22 protein-coding genes are annotated in these 21,049 nt (G+C 62.4%); 12 read left to right on the top strand and 10 right to left on the bottom strand.

Going from position 1 to position 21,049, the window contains the following annotated elements; genetic code table 11:
• Positions 1-40: 40 nt before the first annotated feature.
• The 9 genes from ACSQ8R_RS04490 to fabD all read right to left on the bottom strand — a co-directional run bounded on the left by ACSQ8R_RS04490 (position 41) and on the right by fabD (position 8,125).
• A complete protein-coding gene (locus ACSQ8R_RS04490; protein ID WP_436252280.1) occupies positions 41-679 on the bottom strand; it encodes a hypothetical protein in 639 nt (212 codons plus the stop codon).
• A 192-nt stretch (positions 680-871) separates the two neighbouring features.
• Positions 872-1,315: a hypothetical protein gene (locus ACSQ8R_RS04485; RefSeq protein ID WP_436252279.1), complete on the bottom strand. Its 444-nt coding sequence runs from the start codon at positions 1,313-1,315 to the stop codon at positions 872-874.
• A gap of 195 nt (positions 1,316-1,510) precedes the next feature.
• Complete coding sequence (gene gmk, locus ACSQ8R_RS04480; RefSeq protein ID WP_436252278.1) at positions 1,511-2,191, bottom strand: guanylate kinase; 681 nt, start codon at positions 2,189-2,191, stop codon at positions 1,511-1,513.
• Positions 2,192-2,194: 3 nt separating this feature from the next.
• The gene (locus tag ACSQ8R_RS04475) at positions 2,195-3,082 is read right to left on the bottom strand and encodes a YicC/YloC family endoribonuclease (protein WP_436252277.1); all 888 of its coding nucleotides are present in this window, start codon (positions 3,080-3,082) and stop codon (positions 2,195-2,197) included.
• A gap of 32 nt (positions 3,083-3,114) precedes the next feature.
• The gene (mltG, locus tag ACSQ8R_RS04470) at positions 3,115-4,308 is read right to left on the bottom strand and encodes an endolytic transglycosylase MltG (protein WP_436252276.1); all 1,194 of its coding nucleotides are present in this window, start codon (positions 4,306-4,308) and stop codon (positions 3,115-3,117) included.
• Between the two features lie 175 nt (positions 4,309-4,483).
• A complete protein-coding gene (fabF, locus tag ACSQ8R_RS04465; protein WP_210011297.1) occupies positions 4,484-5,746 on the bottom strand; it encodes a beta-ketoacyl-ACP synthase II in 1,263 nt (420 codons plus the stop codon).
• Positions 5,747-5,873: 127 nt separating this feature from the next.
• Positions 5,874-6,110 (bottom strand): acyl carrier protein, encoded by a 237-nt coding sequence (locus ACSQ8R_RS04460; protein ID WP_003502080.1) that lies wholly within the window; start codon positions 6,108-6,110, stop codon positions 5,874-5,876.
• Positions 6,111-6,397: 287 nt separating this feature from the next.
• Positions 6,398-7,135 (bottom strand): 3-oxoacyl-[acyl-carrier-protein] reductase, encoded by a 738-nt coding sequence (gene fabG / locus ACSQ8R_RS04455; protein WP_436252275.1) that lies wholly within the window; start codon positions 7,133-7,135, stop codon positions 6,398-6,400.
• Between the two features lie 42 nt (positions 7,136-7,177).
• Positions 7,178-8,125 (bottom strand): ACP S-malonyltransferase, encoded by a 948-nt coding sequence (fabD, locus tag ACSQ8R_RS04450; RefSeq protein WP_436252274.1) that lies wholly within the window; start codon positions 8,123-8,125, stop codon positions 7,178-7,180.
• Positions 8,126-8,290: 165 nt separating this feature from the next.
• Between fabD and ACSQ8R_RS04445 the strand changes: the two genes are divergently transcribed.
• Together ACSQ8R_RS04445 and ACSQ8R_RS04440 are read left to right on the top strand one after the other, a co-directional pair.
• Complete coding sequence (locus ACSQ8R_RS04445) at positions 8,291-9,337, top strand: aldo/keto reductase (RefSeq protein WP_436252273.1); 1,047 nt, start codon at positions 8,291-8,293, stop codon at positions 9,335-9,337.
• Positions 9,338-9,505: 168 nt separating this feature from the next.
• A complete protein-coding gene (locus tag ACSQ8R_RS04440) occupies positions 9,506-10,465 on the top strand; it encodes an RTX toxin (RefSeq protein ID WP_436252272.1) in 960 nt (319 codons plus the stop codon).
• Between the two features lie 78 nt (positions 10,466-10,543).
• Here the strand turns inward: ACSQ8R_RS04440 and ACSQ8R_RS04435 are convergent, their stop codons facing one another.
• Positions 10,544-12,001, bottom strand: coding sequence for a peroxidase family protein (locus tag ACSQ8R_RS04435; RefSeq protein ID WP_436252271.1), 1,458 nt, complete (start codon positions 11,999-12,001; stop codon positions 10,544-10,546).
• A gap of 565 nt (positions 12,002-12,566) precedes the next feature.
• On the opposite strand from ACSQ8R_RS04435, the gene rpsF reads away from it, so the two are divergent.
• The 10 genes from rpsF to ACSQ8R_RS04385 all read left to right on the top strand — a co-directional run bounded on the left by rpsF (position 12,567) and on the right by ACSQ8R_RS04385 (position 20,948).
• The gene (rpsF, locus tag ACSQ8R_RS04430) at positions 12,567-13,046 is read left to right on the top strand and encodes a 30S ribosomal protein S6 (protein WP_038541657.1); all 480 of its coding nucleotides are present in this window, start codon (positions 12,567-12,569) and stop codon (positions 13,044-13,046) included.
• Between the two features lie 21 nt (positions 13,047-13,067).
• Complete coding sequence (rpsR, locus tag ACSQ8R_RS04425; RefSeq protein ID WP_007771634.1) at positions 13,068-13,322, top strand: 30S ribosomal protein S18; 255 nt, start codon at positions 13,068-13,070, stop codon at positions 13,320-13,322.
• A gap of 160 nt (positions 13,323-13,482) precedes the next feature.
• Complete coding sequence (locus ACSQ8R_RS04420; protein WP_436252270.1) at positions 13,483-14,469, top strand: DUF2232 domain-containing protein; 987 nt, start codon at positions 13,483-13,485, stop codon at positions 14,467-14,469.
• 22 nt (positions 14,470-14,491) lie between these two features.
• Positions 14,492-15,067 (top strand): 50S ribosomal protein L9, encoded by a 576-nt coding sequence (gene rplI, locus ACSQ8R_RS04415; RefSeq protein WP_436252269.1) that lies wholly within the window; start codon positions 14,492-14,494, stop codon positions 15,065-15,067.
• A gap of 257 nt (positions 15,068-15,324) precedes the next feature.
• On the top strand, positions 15,325-16,821 hold the full coding sequence (locus ACSQ8R_RS04410; RefSeq protein WP_436252268.1) for a replicative DNA helicase: 1,497 nt from the start codon (positions 15,325-15,327) through the stop codon (positions 16,819-16,821).
• Positions 16,822-17,036: 215 nt separating this feature from the next.
• Positions 17,037-18,203, top strand: coding sequence for an alanine racemase (gene alr, locus ACSQ8R_RS04405; protein WP_436252267.1), 1,167 nt, complete (start codon positions 17,037-17,039; stop codon positions 18,201-18,203).
• Between the two features lie 91 nt (positions 18,204-18,294).
• Positions 18,295-18,552: a type II toxin-antitoxin system ParD family antitoxin gene (locus ACSQ8R_RS04400; protein ID WP_436252266.1), complete on the top strand. Its 258-nt coding sequence runs from the start codon at positions 18,295-18,297 to the stop codon at positions 18,550-18,552.
• Positions 18,534-18,845 (top strand): type II toxin-antitoxin system RelE/ParE family toxin, encoded by a 312-nt coding sequence (locus tag ACSQ8R_RS04395; RefSeq protein WP_436255378.1) that lies wholly within the window; start codon positions 18,534-18,536, stop codon positions 18,843-18,845. The genes ACSQ8R_RS04400 and ACSQ8R_RS04395 overlap by 19 nt, the downstream gene beginning before the upstream one ends.
• Positions 18,846-18,852: 7 nt before the next feature.
• Positions 18,853-20,256, top strand: a complete 1,404-nt coding sequence (gene radA / locus ACSQ8R_RS04390; RefSeq protein ID WP_436252265.1) for a DNA repair protein RadA — start codon at positions 18,853-18,855, stop codon at positions 20,254-20,256.
• A gap of 104 nt (positions 20,257-20,360) precedes the next feature.
• Complete coding sequence (locus ACSQ8R_RS04385) at positions 20,361-20,948, top strand: CvpA family protein (protein ID WP_436252264.1); 588 nt, start codon at positions 20,361-20,363, stop codon at positions 20,946-20,948.
• The last annotated feature ends 101 nt before the right edge of the window (positions 20,949-21,049 follow it).

Raw genomic sequence — 21,049 nt, 5'->3', positions numbered from 1 at the left:
TCTCACCCTCGAAGCTCGTCGAAGGCATATCGGTACGTCTTCAGACGCCACCTTGCCGATATCTCGGCGGTAGTTCCGCGATGGGTAGATCGTCGGCCTTGAACGGCTTACCGCTGGACCAGGGAAGCATGTTCAGCACCACACCAAAACTCGTGCTGATTGCCCCAAACACGAGTTTGCCAAGCGGCTTTTTCCAGCCAGCAAGAAGAGCACCGAGCGGTTTGAAGATCATAAGTGGGATAAAGAAGAGCGGTAGGATCAAGAAGGTCAGCACCATCGGGGCCACCGCCTCCATCATAGGGTCGCCGCCGTATCGAAGGCGGAGACGCGAGTTACGGGCGATTGCAAAGGGAATCAGTTCTTCCATGAACCGAACGTAGTCGGCGGATCGATCGAGGCCTGTCTCTCCCTGCCAATCCAGCGAGGATAGCTCCCTTGACGCGAAGAGCGTCCGCAAACGCGCGCTATGGACTGGAAACCCAGTGGTGCCGACCCCACTCGTAACGTGAAGGTGCAGGAAACGAAACGAAGTCCAGGGGATGAGTCTGACGGACCGTCCTTGCGTCACCGAAAGGCCTTGGGCGTCGATGACGTAGGCCATTGGGATCCCTGGAGAGCTTTCATGATGCATCGCGACTTTCGCGGTAAAGCGGTAGGTCGGAGGGTCGTCCGTCTGCAATTGAGCTCTCCAATACGGTCCGCCAATGGAAGTGCCGCGTGTCCCGCGAATGACTGCTTACGGCAGACTATAGATCAGCCGCTACCGTCTCCTACGGGTCGTGGGAGCGGACCTTCAAGAACGCTTCGAGTGTCCGCAATGGGGCGCAAAGCTGCCACCGTGACCAGAATCCCTCAGTTTAGGGCGCTGGGTTCAGGCTGGCGACTTGTGCCCGAGATTGTCGAGTTCCGGAAACGGGTAGTATTTGAGGCGGCTGTCTTGGCAACGGATATCGTCCAGCGTGTAGCCCAGAATCTTTCCGTCGCGCATGGATACGCCGTAACGGGCGGGATAATTATATTTCCTTCCAAAGCCGGAAACGCAGAAGGCATGAATATTCTTCTCCGGCTTGAGCAGGACAACGCTTGAGATCTGCGCGCCGTAGATGTCCCGGTCGCGGAAACCCATGCGATAGGCAGTTCTCAGCACCTCCCGCTTCACGGAATCCGTCGGTGGTGTCTGAGACGACGCAACGCTTTCCGGCACGGATGTCTGACAACCCGTCAACAGCAAAAAACTCGCGAGTGCCGCAAGCAAAAATTTCATGAACAACCCCCAGTTACCCTTGGTAGACAGGGATAATACAGAACGGAGCAAGCGGTCTACTCAATCCGCCGTTGTCGCGCGAAACACTTGGAGCGTGTGGACTTGGTGCAACGTCATGACCCCAAGAGGTTGCAACCTCCGCAAATGGCGCAAAGCGGTCCCGTTATACCGGGGCATTTGGTGCGCAAAATCACGAATGCTTCCCGAACCGCCAGGATTCCCTGCCACAGGTAACCCATCCCTGCCTTACAGCTTCGGCTCTTCCGTCAGCAGCTCGCTCACAAAATCGAACAACCCATGCCTCCGGTCGCGGCGGATGCGTTCGGCGTTGACGATGCAGCTTACGTGGCCAAAAGCCTCGTCGAGGTCGTCGTTGACGATGACGTAGTCGTATTCCCGCCAGTGCTCGATCTCGGCGCGGGAATTCAGGAGCCGGGTGCGGATCACCTCTTCCGAGTCCTCGGCGCGGCGGTGGAGGCGCGACTGCAGTTCGGTCATGGTCGGCGGCAGCACGAAGATCGAGACGACGTCGGCTGCCATCTTTTCCTGCAACTGGCGGGCGCCCTGCCAGTCGATGTCGAACAGCATGTCGCGGCCTTCGCTCATCGCCTGTTCCACCGGCTCGCGCGGCGTGCCGTAGAAATTGCCGTGCACTTCGGCCCATTCCAGCAGGTCGCCGGCGTCGCGCATCTTCTCGAACTGCGGCACGGTGATGAAATGATAGTGCTTATCCGCGATCTCGCTCGGGCGCTTGGCCCGCGTGGTGACGCTGATCGAGATTTCGAGGCTGCGATCCGCGTCCAGAAGATTGCGGGCGATCGTCGACTTGCCGGCGCCTGACGGCGACGACAGAACCAGCATCAGACCGCGCCGGGCGATCTTCACCGGCGAGGACGCCTTGCCCTGGGACGATGGGGCCGGGTTCATGTCTTACTCCAGATTCTGGACCTGTTCGCGGAACTGGTCGATGACGACTTTCAATTCGATGCCGGCGGAGGTGACGGCGGCCGAATTGGACTTCGAACAGATCGTATTCGATTCCCGGTTAAATTCCTGTGCAAGGAAATCGAGCCGCCGGCCAACCGGGCCGCCCTTGTCTATGAGTTCGCCTGCGGCCGCCACATGCGCCTTCAGCCGGTCGATCTCTTCGCGCAGGTCCGCCTTGGTGGCGAGCAGCGCCGCTTCCGCATGCAGCCGGTCGCGGTCGAGCGTCGGCGCCTCCTGGAGAAGGGCTGCAAGCTGGAAGGAGAGCTTGCGGGCGATCTCCTCCGGCGTGCGGGAAGGATCGGTCTCGACGATCCCGGTAAGTTCGCCGATGCGGGCGACCTGGCTCCTGAGCACGACGGCCAGCGCCTTCCCCTCGCCTTCGCGCATCCGCTGCAGATGGCCGATCGCTTCGTCGAGGCTGGCGAGGATCGCGGCGTCGCGGGCGGCGACCGTCTCCTCGTCCTCTTCCGCCTCGCGGATATCGACCAGGCCGCGAATGCCCATCAGCGTATCGAGCCTTAGCGGCGACGGATCGACGAGGTCGCCAAGTTCGGCGCGCAGCGCCAGCACGGCCGCCAGCGCATCGCGGTTCAGCACCGCCTCCACCTTGGTCTCGGCAACGGTGAGGGTCAGGGTCGCCTGCAGATTGCCGCGCGAAAACTTTTCCGAGATCAGCCGGCGGACGTCCGGCTCCAGCCGTTCGAGACCCGGCGGCAGGCGCAGCCTCATATCGAGGCCTTTTCCGTTCACCGAGCGCAGTTCCCATGCATAACGGTTGCGCCCGCTCGTGCCTTCGCTGCGGGCAAAACCGGTCATGGACTGCAATGTCATCGGTGTCTCCAGATCATGCTTCAGGGAAGCGGTCAGTTGCTCTTAGGCGGCTTTTCCGCTTCGTCGCCGTCGGGCTGGCCGTCCACCACTTCCGGGTTGGCGGCGCGCTCGGATTCCATTCTACGCCAACGGCGGACATTGGCATTGTGTTCCTCAAGCGTCGCGGCGAACACATGCCCGCCCGTGCCGTCGGCCACGAAATAGAGATCCTTGGTCCGCCAGGGATTGGCAACGGCTTCGAGCGCCGCGCGGCCGGGATTGGAGATCGGCGTCGGCGGCAGGCCCTTGATCTGGTAGGTGTTGTAGGGCGTCTGCTTGGCGAGGTCCGACTTGAAGATCGGCCGGTCCGAGGGTTTTCCCTCGCCGCCGAAGATGCCGTAGACGATCGTCGGGTCCGATTGCAGCCGCATGCCGCGCTGCAGCCGGTTGATGAAGACGGAGGCCACATGGGCACGCTCGTCTTCCTTGCCAGTCTCCTTCTCGACGATCGAGGCAAGCGTCACGAATTCTTCCTTGGTCTTGATCGGCAGGTCCGGGTCGCGGCGCTCCCAGATCTGGTCCACCGTCTTCTGCTGCGCAACCCGCATCTGCTGAATAATGTCGGCGCGCTTGCTGCCGCGCGAGAACTTGTAGGTATCGGGCCTCAAGCTTCCCTCGGACGGCAGTTCGGACGGCAGGTCGCCTTCGAGCACCGTATCCTCGGCAAGCCGCAGCATCATCTGGCGCACCGTCAGGCCTTCCGGCATGACGACCGAATACAGGATCGACTTGCCCGATTCCAGGATGCCCATGACGTCCTTCATGGAGGCGCGGGCCTTGATCTCGTATTCGCCGGCCTTCAGCGTCTCGCCCTTGCGCAGGTAGGTCGCCGTCACGTAGCGGAAGATGCGTGCATCGGAGATTATACCGTTGCGCTCAAGATTGGTGGCGATTTCCGAAAGCCCGTTGCCCGGGCGGACCATGAAATGGGTATTGGCCTCGAGCGGGCCCGGCTGCTGGAAGGCCGAGATCATGTAGTAGAAGCCGGCCACCCCGATCAGGCAGAGAACCACGACCATGGTCATCACGAAATTCAGGAAGATGACCAGCTGGCTGCGCGCCTTCCTGGAACGGCGGGGCGGCTCCGGAACGCGTTCGGGCTTCAGGGCCTCGTTCGGCGATTTCGGAATAATCGGCCCTCTGCCATTGCCGGGCGGCAATTCACTGACATGATTCGTATCGTTCAACCGCGCCCCCCGGGGTTAACGCCCCCTACAGACTCAAAGACTTGAAACCCGCTGTTTGGCCAACCAATGCGGCGAAAAACAGGTCCAGAAGATGATACGAGCCGGCTCGCGAGTCCAGCCGGCATGTGTTTCAGTGCCCGAAACAATCGGCGCCCTGGAAATCGGGCCCGAAAGATCAGGCGTCGTAGCGGCGCAGCACGAGAGATGCGTTGGTGCCGCCGAAGCCGAAGGAGTTCGACAGCGCGACGTTGATCTCGCGCTTGCGCGCCTTGTACGGCACGAGGTCGATCGCCGTCTCGACATCGGGATTGTCGAGGTTGAGCGTCGGCGGCGCGATGTTGTCGCGGATGGCAAGCGCCGAGAAGATCGCCTCGACCGCGCCGGCTGCGCCGAGAAGATGGCCGATCGCCGACTTGGTCGATGACATCGAGATCTTCGAAGCGGCATTGCCGACCAGACGCTCGACCGCGCCGAGTTCGATCGTGTCGGCCATGGTCGAGGTGCCGTGGGCGTTGATGTAATCGATGTCCGAAGCAGAGATGCCCGCGCGCTTCAGCGCCGCGGTCATGCAGCGGAACGCACCGTCGCCGTCTTCCGAAGGCGCGGTGATGTGGTAGGCGTCTCCGGACATGCCGTAGCCGACCACTTCCGCGTAGATCTTGGCGCCGCGGGCCTTCGCATGTTCCAGTTCTTCGAGAACCACGATGCCGGCGCCCTCGCCCATGACGAAACCGTCGCGGTCGCGGTCATAGGGGCGCGAGGCCTTCTGCGGGTCGTCGTTGTGCTGGGTGGACAGCGCCTTGCAGGCGGCGAAGCCGGCAAGCGCAATGCGGCAGATCGGCGATTCCGCGCCGCCGGCGACCATCACCTCGGCATCGCCGAAGGCGATCATCCGGGCCGCGTCGCCGATCGCGTGGGCGCCGGTGGAACAGGCGGTGACGACCGCATGGTTCGGGCCGCGCAGCTTGTGGCGGATCGACACCTGGCCGGAGACGAGATTGATCAGCCGGCCGGGAATGAAGAACGGCGAAATACGGCGCGGACCCTTGTCGCGCAGCGTATAACCCGCCTCGACAATGCCCTCGAGGCCGCCGATGCCCGAGCCGATCAGCACGCCGGTGGCGATCTGGTCCTCGTCGGTCTTCGGGTGCCAGCCGGCATCTTCGAGCGCCATGTCAGCGGCGGCCATGCCGTAGATGATGAAGGGATCGACCTTGCGCTGTTCCTTCGGCTCCATCCACTGGTCGACGTTGAACGTGCCATCGGAACCGTCGCCGACAGGAATGCGGCAGGCGATCTTTGCGGGAAGGTCTTCGACCTCGAATTCGGTGACGACGCGGGCGGAGTTCTCGCCGGCCAGCAAGCGCGACCAGCTGACTTCCGTTCCGCATCCGAGAGGAGATACCATGCCGGTACCGGTGATAACGACCCGTCTCATCGCCAGTGCCCTACCCTATAGTTTTTTGTCGATTTGCGGGGCCGAGCCCCAATTGCTGAAACGGCCCGAACAAGCGGGCCGTTTGCGGGACCTGCCTTGCGGCGTCATCCCCACTATGTCGGGTTGATCAGGCCTGGGCCTTCTCGATGAACTTCACAGCGTCGCCGACGGTCAGGATGGAATCGGCAGCGTCGTCAGGGATTTCAACGCCGAATTCTTCCTCGAAAGCCATGACCAGTTCGACGGTGTCGAGCGAGTCCGCACCGAGATCGTCGATGAAGCTTGCGCCTTCGACGACTTTGTCGGCATCGACGCCGAGGTGGTCAATAACAATTTTCTTAACGCGTTCTGCGATATCGCTCATGTCGGTTTCCTCGACCTTTGTCTTTATCGAATGCCCGATTGGCATCCGCACCCTGTTAAAAACCTGCGACCGCCGCTTCTTCAGCGACGATGCGGGCAAACCCGTTCTCCCCTTTTCAGGTTCCGATCCTATTGCACTCACGCAATATGACGGCCTGCATTTCAGGGTGACCATTCACAGTCATGGCCCGCTTAACATGGTTTCCGTGTTCAGCAAAGCCAGAATTTGTTCCATTGCACAGCCGCCAACAACCGATTGTAACGTGTTTTCCCGAAGGCGGCACGCAATCAGATCATCGCCATGCCGCCGTTGACATGCAGGGTCTGGCCGGTGACGTAGCCAGCCTCGCTGGAAGCGAGATAAAGAACCGCAGAGGCGATGTCCGAACCGGCTCCCATGCGCTTCATCGGGATGGCACCGAGGATCGCCTCTTTCTGCTTGTCGTTGAGCTTGCCGGTCATCGCACTGTCGATGAAGCCCGGCGCCACGCAGTTGACCGTCACGTTGCGGGTGGCGATTTCCTGGGCCAGCGACTTCGAAAAACCGATCATGCCGGCCTTGGAGGCACAGTAGTTGGTCTGGCCCGGATTGCCGGTGACACCGACCACCGAGGTGATGTTGATGATGCGGCCGTAACGGCGGCGCATCATCGGATGAGTAAGCTCGCGGGTCAGGCGGAAGACGGCGGTGAGGTTCACTTCCAGAACCTTGTCCCAGTCCTCGTCGCTCATGCGCACGAACAGGCCGTCCTTGGTGATGCCGGCATTGTTGACGAGGATGTCGACGCCTTCGAGCTCGGCTTCCGCCTTCTCGCCGAGCGCCTTGACCTCGGCGCGGTCGGACAGGTTGGCCGGGAAGATTTTTACCCGGTCGCCGAGTTCGGCGGCCAGAGCTTCGAGCTTCTCGACGCGCGTGCCATGCAGGCCGACGGTGGCGCCCCGGCTATGCAGCATCCGGGCGATCTCTTCACCCAGCCCGCCGGTTGCGCCCGTCACCAATGCCTTGCGGCCGGTCAAATCAAACATGATCGTGTTCCTTCGCGTGTCTTTGGGTCCCAGCAGGGGGTTTCAGCCGAGAATGGCCGTGAGCGCGGCGTCGATATCGGCCGGCGTGTTGACGGCAATGCCGGAGATATTCTTGTCGATGCGGCGGGCAAGGCCGGTCAGCACTTTCCCCGAGCCGATCTCATAAAGCGTGGTGATGCCGTTGGCGCCGAACCATTCCACGGTCTCGCGCCAGCGCACCTGGCCGGTCACCTGGGTGACCAGCAGTGTGGCGATCTCGTCGGCATCGTAGACCGGCACGGCGCGCACGTTGGCGACGACCGGCACGACCGGGTTGTTCTTTTCCACCTTGTCGAGCGCGTGGCGCATGGCGTCGGCGGCCGGCGCCATCAGGTCGCTGTGGAAGGGTGCGGAGACCGGCAGCATGATGGCGCGCTTGGCGCCCTTTTCGGTCGCAAGCCCTGCCGCCTTCTCGACTGCCGCCTTGGAACCGGAAATGACCAGCTGGCCGCCGCCATTGTCGTTGGCGATCTGGCAGACGCCGGCATCGCGCGCCGCGGCGCAGATCGCATCGACGTCACCATGTTCGAGACCGATGATCGCCGCCATGGCGCCCTGCCCGACCGGCACCGCCGACTGCATGGCATCGCCGCGGATGCGCAGGAGCCGCGCCGTATCGGCAAGCGAGAACGTGCCGGCGGCACAAAGCGCCGAATATTCGCCGAGCGAATGGCCGGCGACGAAGGAAACCTTGTCGGCGAGCTTCAGGCCGCGCGCTTCCATCACCCGGATCGCCGCGACCGAGACGGCCATCAGCGCCGGCTGGGCGTTGGCGGTCAGCGTCAGCGTTTCTTCCGGGCCGTTCCACATAACGTCGGAGAGTTTCTGGCCGAGCGCCTCGTCGACTTCATCGAAGACCGCGCGGGCTTCCGGAAAAGCTTCCGCCAGATCCTTGCCCATGCCGACGGCCTGGCTGCCCTGGCCGGGGAACGTGAATGCGATAGTGCCCATGGGGATGATTTCCTTCCCTTATGTTTTGCCTTTCCATTCACATTCCGGCCCGGAGAGTCAAGGGCGGCGCGGTTTTCGAGGCCTTTTACGGCCTGTTGTCCCCTTGCGCTTCGTCAAATCCTGCTTAGAGTGCCGCCGACTTTTTGAGAACGGGATCTCATTTCCATGAAATATAAGAAACTCGGCCGCACGGACCTGTCCGTGTCGGAAATCTGCCTTGGCACCATGACCTGGGGCACCCAGAATTCTGAAGCCGAAGCCCATGAGCAGATGGACTACGCGTTCGAGAACGGCGTCAACTTCTTCGATACCGCCGAACTCTATCCGACCACGCCGGTCACTCCCGCCACCTATGGCCGCACCGAGGAATATATCGGCACCTGGCTGAAGAAGAATGCGGCCAAGCGCAAGGACCTGGTCCTCGCCACCAAGATCGCCGGCAGCGGCCGCCCGCATATCCGCGATGGACGCGACATCGAACCCGCCACCATCCGCCAGGCGGTCGATGCCAGCCTCAAGCGCCTGCAGACCGATTATCTCGATCTCTACCAGATCCACTGGCCGAACCGCGGCACATTCCATTTCCGCAATTCCTGGACCTTCGACGTTTCCAGGCAGGACCGCGACAAGGCCGCCGCCGAAATCGCCGAGATCCTGGAAACGCTCGGCGAGCTGGTGAAGGAAGGCAAGCTGCGCGCCGTCGGCCTTTCCAACGAAAGCGCCTGGGGCGCGATGAAATACCTGCGCCAGTCGGAGAAAAAGGCCCTGCCGCGCATCGCCTCGCTGCAGAACGAATACAATCTCCTCTACCGGCATTTCGATCTCGACCTCGCCGAAGTCGCCCATCACGAGGATGTCGGGCTGATGGCCTATTCGCCGCTCGCCGCCGGCCTGCTGACCGGCAAGTACCAGAACGGCGCCAAGCCGGAAGGATCGCGCGCGACGATCAACACCGATCTCGGCGGCCGCCTGACACCCCATCAGGAGCCGGCGGTGAAGGCCTATATCGAGGTCGCGGCCAAACACGGCCTGGACCTTGCCCAGATGGCGCTCGCCTTCTGCCTGTCGCGCCCCTTCATGGCCGCAGCCATCATCGGCGCGACGTCCATGACCCAGCTCAAACACGACATGGCCGCCGCCGACCTGACACTGTCGAACGAGGTGCTCGCCGACATCGCCAAGGTTCATCGGCAATTTCCGATGACGCTCTGATCTCGCGTCCCCTGACCCGACCGAGGGATGCTCTGCAGCCGCAAAGCATCCCTTTTTCTTTACGAAGCGCTTACCGCACAAGGCGATGCCGCTGTTTTGCGGCGGCGTTCTCCGATAAGCTGTTCTCAATCATTTTCCGGCATGATGGCGGCATGTGAAAGACAGGACTTGCGGCCTCTGACGGGCTGCATGCCGGAGGACAGGGCCATCACCAGCATCACCAACACCTTCTACCGGAACTCCAATGCGGCGAACTACGCATCGCTGCTGTTTACCGGTTCCAGCGTGTCGGCGAGCCAGCCGTCCGGCAGCGCCCAGGGTTTCGGCTCGGGCAGCGCGGGCGGCATCGAACCAGACACGCAGGGGCCGGCGCAGCGGGCGCTGGCGCGGATCGTCGAGATTCTCGCGCTCGGCAAGGGCGACGCATCCTCCGAAACGAGCGTCAGCGAAAGCCTCGGTTATATCACCCACGCTTCCGGCAGCGATGGCGACGACAGCCTGACGATGACCGGCCGCGCCGTCTACAATGTCGAGAGCGGCGCCGGCAACGATACGTTGAAGATCAAGACTGCCTCGGTCTCCGGCGTCGATGCCGGTGACGGCGCCGACAAGATCGAAGCCAAGGCCGATCTGCTGCGGGGGATAGACGGCGGCAACGGCACGGACGACATCCAGCTTGCGGGAAAGCTGGCGATGGACATTTCCGGCGGCAGCGGCGCCGACAGCATCCGGATCTCGGCCGAGACGATGACCGGCATCGATGGCGGTGACGGCGACGATACGCTTTATCTCGAAGGGAACCGCATCTTTGCCGCAGGCGGCGCCGGCAACGACACCGTGACCATCCACCAGACCGGCAAACCGGCCGGCAGGGGCGTCGTCGAATACACGTTCGGCAAGAATGGCGGCCAGGACACGATTGCGACCGATGGGCCGCTCTCTCTACGGCTCGACGGTTATTTCGAGAAGGATGTCAGCATTTCCGTCAAGGACAATGTGCTGACCGCCTCGTTCAAGGGTTCCGACGACAAGATCACCGTGACGCTCGACGAAAAGGCGCTGGAAGACGGCGGCCTCTCCTACAGCTTCGCCTTCGACAAGGGACAGACCGTCCTCAAGATCGGCTGAGCCAGCCTCCCACGAGCCCGACGCCAATCGGGATATCGCCGGTCTCCCTGGCGATATCCCATGGCAAGACCCGATCTCTCACTCCGTCGGCGGTGCCGCGGGCTCGACCACCGGTTCGGGGACCGGCACCGGTGCCGGCCGGAACGGTGCCGCATCGACCGGGAGGCCAGACATGCGGATGATGGTCGGAAGGCCCCATTTACGGCCGTTGACCGCCTCGTCGGCATTGAGGCCCGGCTTGCCGGCGGCCGTCAGATCGGCCTCGATGCTATCCAGCAGTTCGTCCTTGTCCGGGGTCCATCCCGGCTCCAGATTGAAGAACGACAGCGGATCGCCCTTCAGCAGCCCTGCGAACGTGGCAGCGATGATGATCGAGCCGAGGGTTCCCAGCCGGTCGCCGGCGCCGCCGACGGTGAGCGTCGAGCCCTCGACCTGTGCGTCGAACTCGGCCTCGCGCAGGATGTAGTACCAGAGGGCTTCCCGCTCGTCCTCGGCGATGCCGATGATCGGGATGTCGAGCAGCTTGGCGACCTCGATCGCCGATGGCAACTGCATCCTGACGCCGCGCACCAGATTGCGCGCCGCGAGCACGTTGAGGATCTTGGTGTTGTCGCCCGGCTTGTCGGGATCCTCCGGCAGTTCGCGCAGCGCATTCGCCAGCACGCTGTCGAACTTGCGGGCGACCTGCGGGAATGTCGGTCGCACCGAGGACGACATCCTGAGGAACCAGTCCCACTGGACGACACGGTCCGGATGCAGCGCGCGAAACCCTCTGAGGTCCTCGGCATTGAACTTGAAGGTCGGCGTAAAGACGCCGACACCCTTGGCGAAATTCGTCTGGTAGCCGTTGCGGACCAGCGAATGCCCGAACCGGTAGGCGGCGACCGAAAACTCCAGCGGCATGAACGGATTGTTCTTCCAGTCGTAGACGTCCTCATAGCCCAGCTCCCAGAAGGTGCGCCCGTTGCCGGCGTCGCGATCCTTGCGAAGCGCCCGCTTATGGACGGAGGGATCGCAGATGCGGGCCATGTAGTCGTGCCAGATAATCCACTGGTAGAGCCGCCTCAACGTCTTCCTGGCCGCCTCGAAAGCCTTCCTCGACGACATTCCCTTCTTCACCGCCGCCTTGACCAGCGTGTTGTGGGCCAGCAGGAAGGCCAGATGCAGCTGGGCGACAATGGCGTTCTCGTCGTTGCGGGGGTCGCCGATCAGAGCGGTGTCCTGGCCTGCCGCACGCGGCAGATCCCTGAACGACGTGCCGGCGATCTCGCCGATCCGAAAACAGCCCGGCGCAGCCTTGTCGTAGAGATAGGGCTGCGCATCCGGACCCTGCCCATAGATGCAATCGAGATCGAGCCGAGGCGTCCGGAAGTTATGAAGCCGGTTCGGATCGAGCTCCGCCTCGCTGAGCGGCGTCGTGTCCAGCGTCAGATCATGATCGATGAACTGGCCGAAATAGACGTAGCCGGACGGAAGTTTGGAGTCGCCCGCAGGCGGCGCCGTCGTATCGACCATCTTGGTCGCGACGAAATTCATGAAATAGGCTTCCTGTGCCGCAGCACTACCTATCCCTGCACCTGTAAAACCGGTTGTATCCGGCTCCCAGCCCGGAAGCTCGGGAAACAACCGCCCGAAACCTCCCTGGTAAAATCGAGAACGTGGCGCGGTTACCTCAAAGTTCTTCTCTCCATGATGCATGACAAATTCCCCTCCACCTTAGTTGAATACCCTCCAGCACTTTTCCCGCAGCGAACTATACTCCGATTACTCGTATTTTCAACCTTAAGATCCGTTAACTCTACCTTAAGTATAATTTAGGCAGCGCTAATTGAATACATTCGGGGAACCGCCCTTGCCTTCTCTCCAAAAATCCGTATAAGCGCGCTGTTCGAAACACCCGGTCTTCTGGCTGGTGGCTGAACGGAGGGCAGGCTTTCCGAAAGGGAAGCCGCAGGGACCACAGGGTCCAAGCCTCCCGTGTCTCCGCTCTCGACCGTCTCGATACAACACTTTTCTTGCCTGGGTTCGCCCGTTCAGGAGCAGTCGTTGAGGCTTAGCCGCCGAGGTCCGGGTAGACAACCGCAAGAAAAGGCAAAGCTACATGGCTCTTTACGAACACGTATTCCTTGCCCGGCAGGATATGTCCGCTCAGCAGGTTGATGCCCTCGTCGAACAGTACAAGGGCGTCATCGAAGCTAACGGCGGCAAAGTCGGGCGCATTGAAAACTGGGGCCTCAAGTCCCTCACCTACCGCATCAACAAGAACCGCAAGGCTCACTACGCCCTGATGGACATCGACGCACCGGCTCCGGCCGTGCACGAGATGGAACGCCAGATGCGCATCAACGAAGACGTTCTTCGCTACATGACGATCGCCGTCGAGAAGCATGAAGAAGGTCCCTCGGCAATGATGCAGAAGCGCGACCGTGACGACCGTCCGCGCCGCGATGGCGACGATCGTGGCCCGCGCCGCGAATTCGGCGACCGTCCTCCGCGCCGCGAAGGCGGCTTCGGCGACCGTCCGGACCGTGGTCCGCGCGAAGGCGGCTTTGAGCGCCGTCCGCGCGAAGACCGTGCGTAATAGAGGCTAAGGAGAAAAATCATGGCTGACGTATCATCCTCTTCCTCCCAGGCACGCCGTCCGTTCCATCGCCGCCGCAAGACCTGCCCGTTCTCGGGCGCCAATGCGCCGAAGATCGACTACAAGGACGTACGCCTCCTGCAGCGCTACATTTCCGAGCGCGGCAAGATCGTTCCGTCGCGCATCACGGCCGTTTCCCAGAAGAAGCAGCGCGAACTCGCCCAGGCGATCAAGCGCGCCCGCTTCCTCGGCCTGCTGCCCTACGTCGTAGCGTAATTTCCGAATACCGGACCCGCTGATCAAAAGTCAGCGGGTCCATCCCTTCCGCGATGGGCGCGGATCGGAACCTTTGAAATCCCATGTTGGGGATGAAGCGCCTGAGAGATCGATTCAGGACTTGTCCCCTAACTGCTTCAAAAAGCAGGACAGCGAGACCGTGACGAACAAGATACAGACAGTGCTGCCCACCGGCATTCTCGCCGGCATTGCCGCCACCCTGCTCGTGCTGGGTGCGAATGCGCAGCTGTCCTTTGCGTCGGTGCTGTACGCCGCCTCCTCGCTGCCGATCTTCATTGCCGGCCTCGGCTGGGGCAATCGCGCCGCCGTTATCGGCATCGTCACTGCCGGCATCCTTGGCGCCATCCTCGTTTCGCCGATGTTTGCGGTCGCCATGGCGGTGTTCACGCTGATCCCGGCGGGCTGGTTGTCGCATCTCGCCAATCTCGCGCGTCCCGCCTCAGAACTCGGCGGCCCGGACAACCTGATGGCCTGGTATCCGATCTCGGATATCCTCCTGCATCTCTGCGGCCTGGTAACGATCGCCGTCATCGCGCTCGGGGTTGCGATCGGCTACGGCCCGGAACTTACCGACCAGATGGTCGATGCGATGACCGCGGCCCTGCAGGCCCAGGAACCCGCCTTCACGCCGGAACCGGCGGGCATGGCGCAGACCAAATCGCTGCTGGTGCTGATGCTGCCGCTTGTCCAGGGCGGCGTCTGGGTGACGCTGCTGTTTGCCGCCTTCTACATCGCCGTGCGCATCGTCTCGCGCTCCGGCCGGGCGCTGCGTCCGCGCGAGGACATGCCCTCGGCACTCCGGATGAACCGGCACGCGATCTTCATCTTCCTCGGCGGCATCGTGCTGGCCTTCCTCGGCGGCGTGCCGGCGATGATCGGCGCCACCATCTGCGGCACCTTCGGCGCCGGCTTCCTGATGGCGGGGTTCGCCTCCTTGCACTTCCGCAGCCTCGGCAAGGACTGGCGCATCCCGGCCCTCGTCCTCTGCTACCTCTCTTCCATGCTTGTCCTGCCGATGATCGCGATCCTTATCCTGGGGCTCTCCGACACGAGGCGGACGATCGCGCTCACCCCGCTGAAAGGCGGAGCGAGCCCCGATGACAAAACCACCGAAACCAAGAATTGACTGATCGAAAGGAAACCTAACCATGCAAGTCATTCTGCTTGAACGCGTACCGAAGCTCGGCCAGATGGGCGAAACCGTCAAGGTCCGCGACGGCTTTGCCCGTAACTACCTCCTGCCGCTCGGCAAGGCTCTGCGCTCCAACGAAGCCAACAAGAAGCGTTTCGAATCCGAACGCGCTACGCTCGAAGCCCGCAACCTCGAGCGCAAGGGCGAAGCCCTGAAGGTCGCCGAGGTTCTCGACGGCAAGTCGTTCATCGTCGTGCGCGCCGCCGGCGAAACCGGCCAGCTCTACGGCTCGGTCGCGGCCCGCGACATCGTCGAAGTCCTGGCTGCCGAAGGCTTCAACATCGGCCGCAACCAGGTCGACCTCAACACGCCGATCAAGGAAATCGGCCTGCACAAGGTCTCCCTGCACCTGCATTCGGAAGTCGAAGTTTCGGTTGAAATGAACGTCGCTCGCTCGGCGGAAGAAGCCAGCCGTCAGTCCCAGGGCGAAAGCCTCACCTCCGCCGACGCCATCTATGGCGTCGACGAAGATGCGCTGCGTCCGGAAGACTTCTTCGATCCGGAAGCCGACGGCGTCGGCGACGACGAATAATCGTCGTCTTCCAAAGACGTTTCAAAGAGCGCCCGGCCTGCAAAGGCCCGGGCGTTTTTTTGTCTCTTTTCCGCATGTAGGATACAGCTTCACGCCACCGATTCGCCGATTGCCACAGTCAACCGGATTCGTGCCGTCTTTCTTAATTTTGTGGGCAGCCTGTGAATCACTGTGGGTAGCGAATTGAAGCGTTTCAGGACGCCCCGCAACCCGATAGAACCGACAGCTTGGCAGCAGGACAGGACGGACAGAAGACCATGAACGACGCAGTACGCAAGCTCGCCAATATCCAGCCGGCAGAGCCGCATTACCGCGAGGCCCCGAACAATATCGAGGCCGAACAGGCACTTCTCGGCGCCATCCTGGTCAATAACGACGCCTATTACCGCGTCTCCGACTTCCTGAAGCCCGTCCATCTCTACGAACCGCTGCATCGCAAGATCTTCGAGGTCGCCGGCGACATCATCCGCATGGGCAAGACCGCCAACCCGGTGACGATCAAGACCTTCCTGCCCGCCGACGACAAGGTCGGCGACCTGACGGTGGCGCAATATCTCGCGCGCCTTGCCTCCGAAGCCGTGTCGATCATCAACGCGGAAGATTACGGCCGGGCGATCTACGACCTGGCGCTGCGCCGCGCGCTGATCACCATCGGCGAGGACATGGTCAACATCGCCTTCGACGCGCCGCTCGACATGCCGCCGCAGACGCAGATCGAGGATACCGAACGCCGCCTCTTCGAACTCGCCGAAAACGGCCGCTACGACGGCGGCTTCCAGTCGTTCAACGACGCGGTGGCGCTCGCCATCGACATGGCCGGCCAGGCCTTCGAGCGCGACGGCCATCTCTCCGGCATCTCGACCGGCATCATGTCGCTGGACGGCAAGATGGGCGGGCTGCAGCGTTCCGACTTGATCGTGCTTGCCGGGCGTCCCGGCATGGGCAAGACCTCGCTTGCCACCAACATCGCCTATAACATCGCCGCCTCCTACGAGCCGGAAGTGCAGCCGGACGGCTCGTTCAAGGCCAAGAACGGCGGCGTGGTCGGCTTCTACTCGCTCGAAATGTCGGCCGAACAGCTCGCCACCCGTATCATCTCCGAGCAGACGGAAGTCTCCTCGTCGAAAATCCGCCGCGGCGACATCACCGAATCGGATTTCGAAAAGCTCGTCGCCTGCTCCCAGATGATGCAGAAGGTGCCTCTCTTCATCGACCAGACCGGCGGTATCTCGATCGCCCAGCTTTCCGCCCGCGCCCGCCGCCTGAAGCGCCAGCGCGGCCTCGATTGCCTGGTGGTCGACTATATCCAGCTGATGACCGGCTCGGGCAAATCCGGCGAGAATCGCGTGCAGGAAATCACCCAGATCACTACGGGTCTTAAAGCCCTCGGCAAGGAGTTGAACGTGCCGATCATCGCCCTGTCGCAGCTCTCGCGCCAGGTGGAAAGCCGCGACGACAAACGCCCGCAGCTCTCCGACCTTCGCGAATCGGGCTCGATCGAGCAGGACGCCGACGTGGTGCTGTTCGTGTTCCGCGAAGAATATTACGTCAAGAACATGGAACCCCGCGACATCGCCGACCCGAAATATCCCGAATGGGAAACCCTGATGGACAAGGTCAAGGGCACGGCCGACGTGATCATCGCCAAGCAGCGCCACGGACCAACCGGCACCGTCAAGCTCGCCTTCCAGTCCGAATACACCCGCTTCACCGATTTGGCCGACCCGAGCTTTACGCAGTACGAAGAGCATTGATCGGGGGCTTTGCTGATATCCTTCTTCTTCTGATGACGCGGTTCGGGATTGTCGGGAAACAGCTTGATATGAGAGCCAGCCGGCGCTTGATGTTAGGCTCATGGCAAAACGGCCCAAAAGATTGTGCAGCGCGAAGGATTTTGCCGTTGCAGTCTTTTTCCTGCCTTCGAAACCGGTAGGATCGCTGCAACCGTTCTCATTCACCAAGAGCCGACATGACCGATTTCGACAGCGAGCTTTCCTATCCCGACGATTTCGATATCGCGCCCGTCCGGCTGACGGTCGATCTGGGTGCGCTTGCCGACAACTGGCGGGAGATGGCGCGGCGTTCGGGGACAGCGCGGGCAGCGGCTGTCGTCAAGGCGGACGCCTACGGGCTAGGGCTTGAGGATTGCGGCGTTACGCTTTACGAGGCCGGCGCCCGGGATTTCTTCGTCGCCGTGGCGCGGGAAGGCGTCACGCTGCGCGCCTATGCGCCGGATGCCCGCATCTATGTCCTATCCGGCATCTGGCCCGGCCAGGAGGGGATGTTCTTCGAACACGACCTCGTGCCGGTTCTCGCCTCGGAAGAACAGCTCGCCTTCTGGATGTCGGTGACATCGGAATATGGCGACCACCCCTGCGCGCTGCAGGTGGATACCGGCTTCAACCGGCTCGGGCTGCCGCTCGAGGATGCGATCGCCTTTGCCGACGACGTATCGCGGCCGGCCAGTTTCTCGCCGGTCCTGGTATTGTCGCATCTCCATAGCGGCGACACGCCCGCCTCGCCCCTTAACCAGAAACAGCTTTCGGCTTTCCAGAAGGTCGCGGAGGCTTTCGAGGGGATCGAAACAAGCCTCTCTGCCTCCGCCGGGATCTTTCTGGGCCCGGACTATCATTTCGACCTCACCCGCCCCGGTATCGCGCTTTACGGCGGCGAGGCGGTGGTCGGGGTACCGAACCCGATGAAGCCGGTCGCCAAGGCGGAAGCCCGCATCATCCAGATCCGCGATGGCAAGAAGGGCGAGACGGTGAGCTACGGCGGCACATACCAGCTTGCCCGCGACAGCCGGCTGGCGATCGTGTCTGCCGGTTATGCCGACGGCTACAAACGCGCACTCTCCGGCTCCGGCGTGCCGCTGCGCCAGACAGTGGCGCAGGGCGGTTTCGGTTTCGTCGCCGGCCGCAAGGTTCCGGTGATCGGCCGCATCACCATGGACCTGACGATCTTCGACGTCACCGATGTCCCGGCCTCGGACATTGCCGTCGGCGACTATGTCGAACTGTTCGGCCCCAACATCGCCGTCGACGACGTTGCCCGAGCCGCGGGCACGATCGGCTACGAGCTCTTGACCAGCCTCGGCCTGCGATACGAGCGGCGATACATCTATCCCGACGAGTGAGCCTGACGCCAAAGAGCGATAACGAGCATCCTTCGCTTGCCTCTTGGAAGCGGAAATCCCTCGTGCTATACGAGAACAAAAGGAGATCGAAATGACCGAGATCCATCTCAGCGAACAGCACAAGGCCTTCATTGAAGAACAGGTCAAAGCCGGGACCTACAAGGATGCCGACGAAGTAATCGCCGCTGGATTGCAGCGGCTTGGGAGCGAAACTGAACTGCTGCAGCAAATGATTGCGGAGGCAGATGCCCAGTTCGCACGAGGGGAGTACCTGACCTTCACCACCGCCGACGCCCTGGCTGATTCCGTCATCGAGCGGGGGATGCGGCTATTAAACCGAAAGAGCTGACCTACTCTCCTCTCGCCGATCAGGACCTCCTCAACATCTTTCTCTATATCGCCAGCCACGATCCGGTGGCAGCGTCGCATTTCGTCCGCGACCTCGTCCGAAAGATGGAGTGGATCGCGTTAAGCGGCTTTCCCGGCGCTCCCCGTGACGAGCTGTCACCGGGATTGAAAGCTCTCCCCTATCGCCAAAGATGCATCTACTTCCGTACGGATGAGAAAACGGTGCGTATTCTCCGCGTTCTCCACGGCCACCAGAACGTTTCTCCCGACGATTTCATGACAAGCGAAACCTGAACTCCCCATGGCAAAACCAAAAACCCAATTCGTGTGCCAGAACTGCGGCACGGTGCATAACCGCTGGGCCGGCAAGTGTGACGGCTGCGGCGAGTGGAACACCATTATCGAAGACGACCAGATGGGCGGTATCGGCGGAGGCCCCGGCAAGATGCCGAAGAAGGGCCGCGCCGTGGCGCTCACCACGCTGTCGGGCGAGACCGAGGAAGCGCCGCGCATCTTTACCGGCATTTCCGAGCTCGACCGGGCGACCGGCGGCGGTTTCGTGCGCGGCTCGGCGGTGCTGGTCGGCGGCGATCCGGGCATCGGCAAGTCGACGCTGCTGATGCAGGCCGCCGCCGCCCTGTCGCGCCGCGGCCACCGGATCATCTATGTCTCGGGCGAAGAGGCGGTGGCGCAGGTCAGGCTACGCGCCCAGCGGCTGGACGCCGCCAATACCGAGGTGCTGCTTGCCGCAGAGACCAATGTCGAGGACATTCTCGCCACGATCGGCGAAGGCAAGCGTCCCGACCTCGTCATCATCGATTCGATCCAGACGCTGTGGAGCGACACTGCCGATTCGGCGCCGGGCACCGTCACCCAAGTGCGCACCGGCGTGCAGGCGATGATCCGGTTCGCCAAGCAGACCGGCGCCGCCATGGTTCTCGTCGGCCACGTCACCAAGGAAGGCCAGATCGCCGGCCCGCGCGTCGTCGAGCACATGGTCGATGCGGTCCTTTATTTCGAGGGCGACCGCGGCCACCATTATCGCATCCTGCGCACCGTCAAGAACCGATTCGGGCCGACCGACGAGATCGGCGTCTTCGAAATGTCCGACAAGGGGCTGCGCGAAGTCACCAATCCATCCGAACTGTTCCTCGGCGAGCGCAACTCGAAATCGCCCGGCGCCGCCGTCTTTGCCGGCATGGAAGGCACGCGGCCGGTTCTGGTCGAAGTCCAGGCGCTGGTGGCGCCGACTTCGCTCGGCACGCCGCGGCGTGCCGTGGTCGGCTGGGATTCGTCGCGCCTGTCGATGATCCTCGCGGTGCTGGAGGCCCATTGCGGCGTCAAGCTCGGACAGCACGACGTCTATCTCAACGTCGCGGGCGGCTACCGGATCACCGAGCCGGCTGCCGACCTTGCGGTCGCCTCTGCACTGGTATCGTCGCTTGCCGGTCTTGCCCTGCCGGCCGATTGCGTCTATTTCGGCGAAATCAGCCTCTCGGGGGCGGTGCGGCCGGTTTCGCAGACTGCGCAACGCCTTAAGGAAGCTGAGAAACTTGGTTTTGCAGGAGCGATGCTGCCGGCCACGTCCGCCGAGGTGCCGAAAGGTATCAACGGACGCTGGGTGACGATCGAGGACCTGCCGGACCTGGTGTCACGCATCGCCGGCTCCGCTTCCAAGCTGAGACAAACGCCGGAAGATGATTGATCTTCCGTTAACAAGCCCGCTGATGTATGACGGCTGCGGTAAGGCGGGGCGCCGGGCTTGAAGCCGGCAAGTCTTGAAGTCGGCAAGTCTGGAGTAGATCATATATGCCCATCACGATTTTCGATGGTATCGTCATCGGTGTGACGCTGTTTTCCGCCGTACTCGCCATGGTTCGCGGTTTTTCACGAGAGGTGCTGTCGATCGCAAGCTGGGCGGGCTCAGTCGCCGCCGCCTATTACCTCTACCCCCTGGTTCTGCCTTATGTGAAGCCTCACCTCAGTGACGAGCGCATCGCGATTGCCGCGTCCGCGGGCGCCATTTTCCTGATCGCGTTGATCGTCATCTCGTTCATCACCACGCGGATCGCCGATTTCATCATCGACAGCCGCATCGGTGCGCTCGACCGGACGCTGGGCTTCCTGTTCGGCGCCGCCCGCGGCATCCTGCTGCTCGTCGTGGCCGTCGCGTTCTGGAACTGGCTGGTGGCAGCCAACGCCCAGCCGACCTGGGTGACGCAGGCGAAATCGAAGCCGTTCCTCGACACGCTGGTCGCACGCCTCGAAGCCGTGCTGCCCGCCGATATCGAGCCGCAGATCCGCGCCCGCATCCTCGGCAAGGACGCAGCGCCCGCCGATGGCGCTCCGGCTCAGGATCAGCCGGCGGCGGACGACGCGCCTGCGACAAATAATTGACGTGATCTTGCGCTTGATGCGGCGCAAAACGTCACCATTTGTGGTAACATTCGCATTCAAGTGAAAAACAGGCTGGTTTCCGGGGAGGTTCTCCCCGGCCG

Source organism: Neorhizobium sp. LjRoot104, assembly GCF_964253725.1.
Taxonomy (GTDB): Bacteria; Pseudomonadota; Alphaproteobacteria; order Rhizobiales; family Rhizobiaceae; genus Neorhizobium.
The sequence above is the reverse complement of the archived record's forward strand: the minus strand, read 5'-3'. Positions and strand labels throughout refer to the sequence as shown.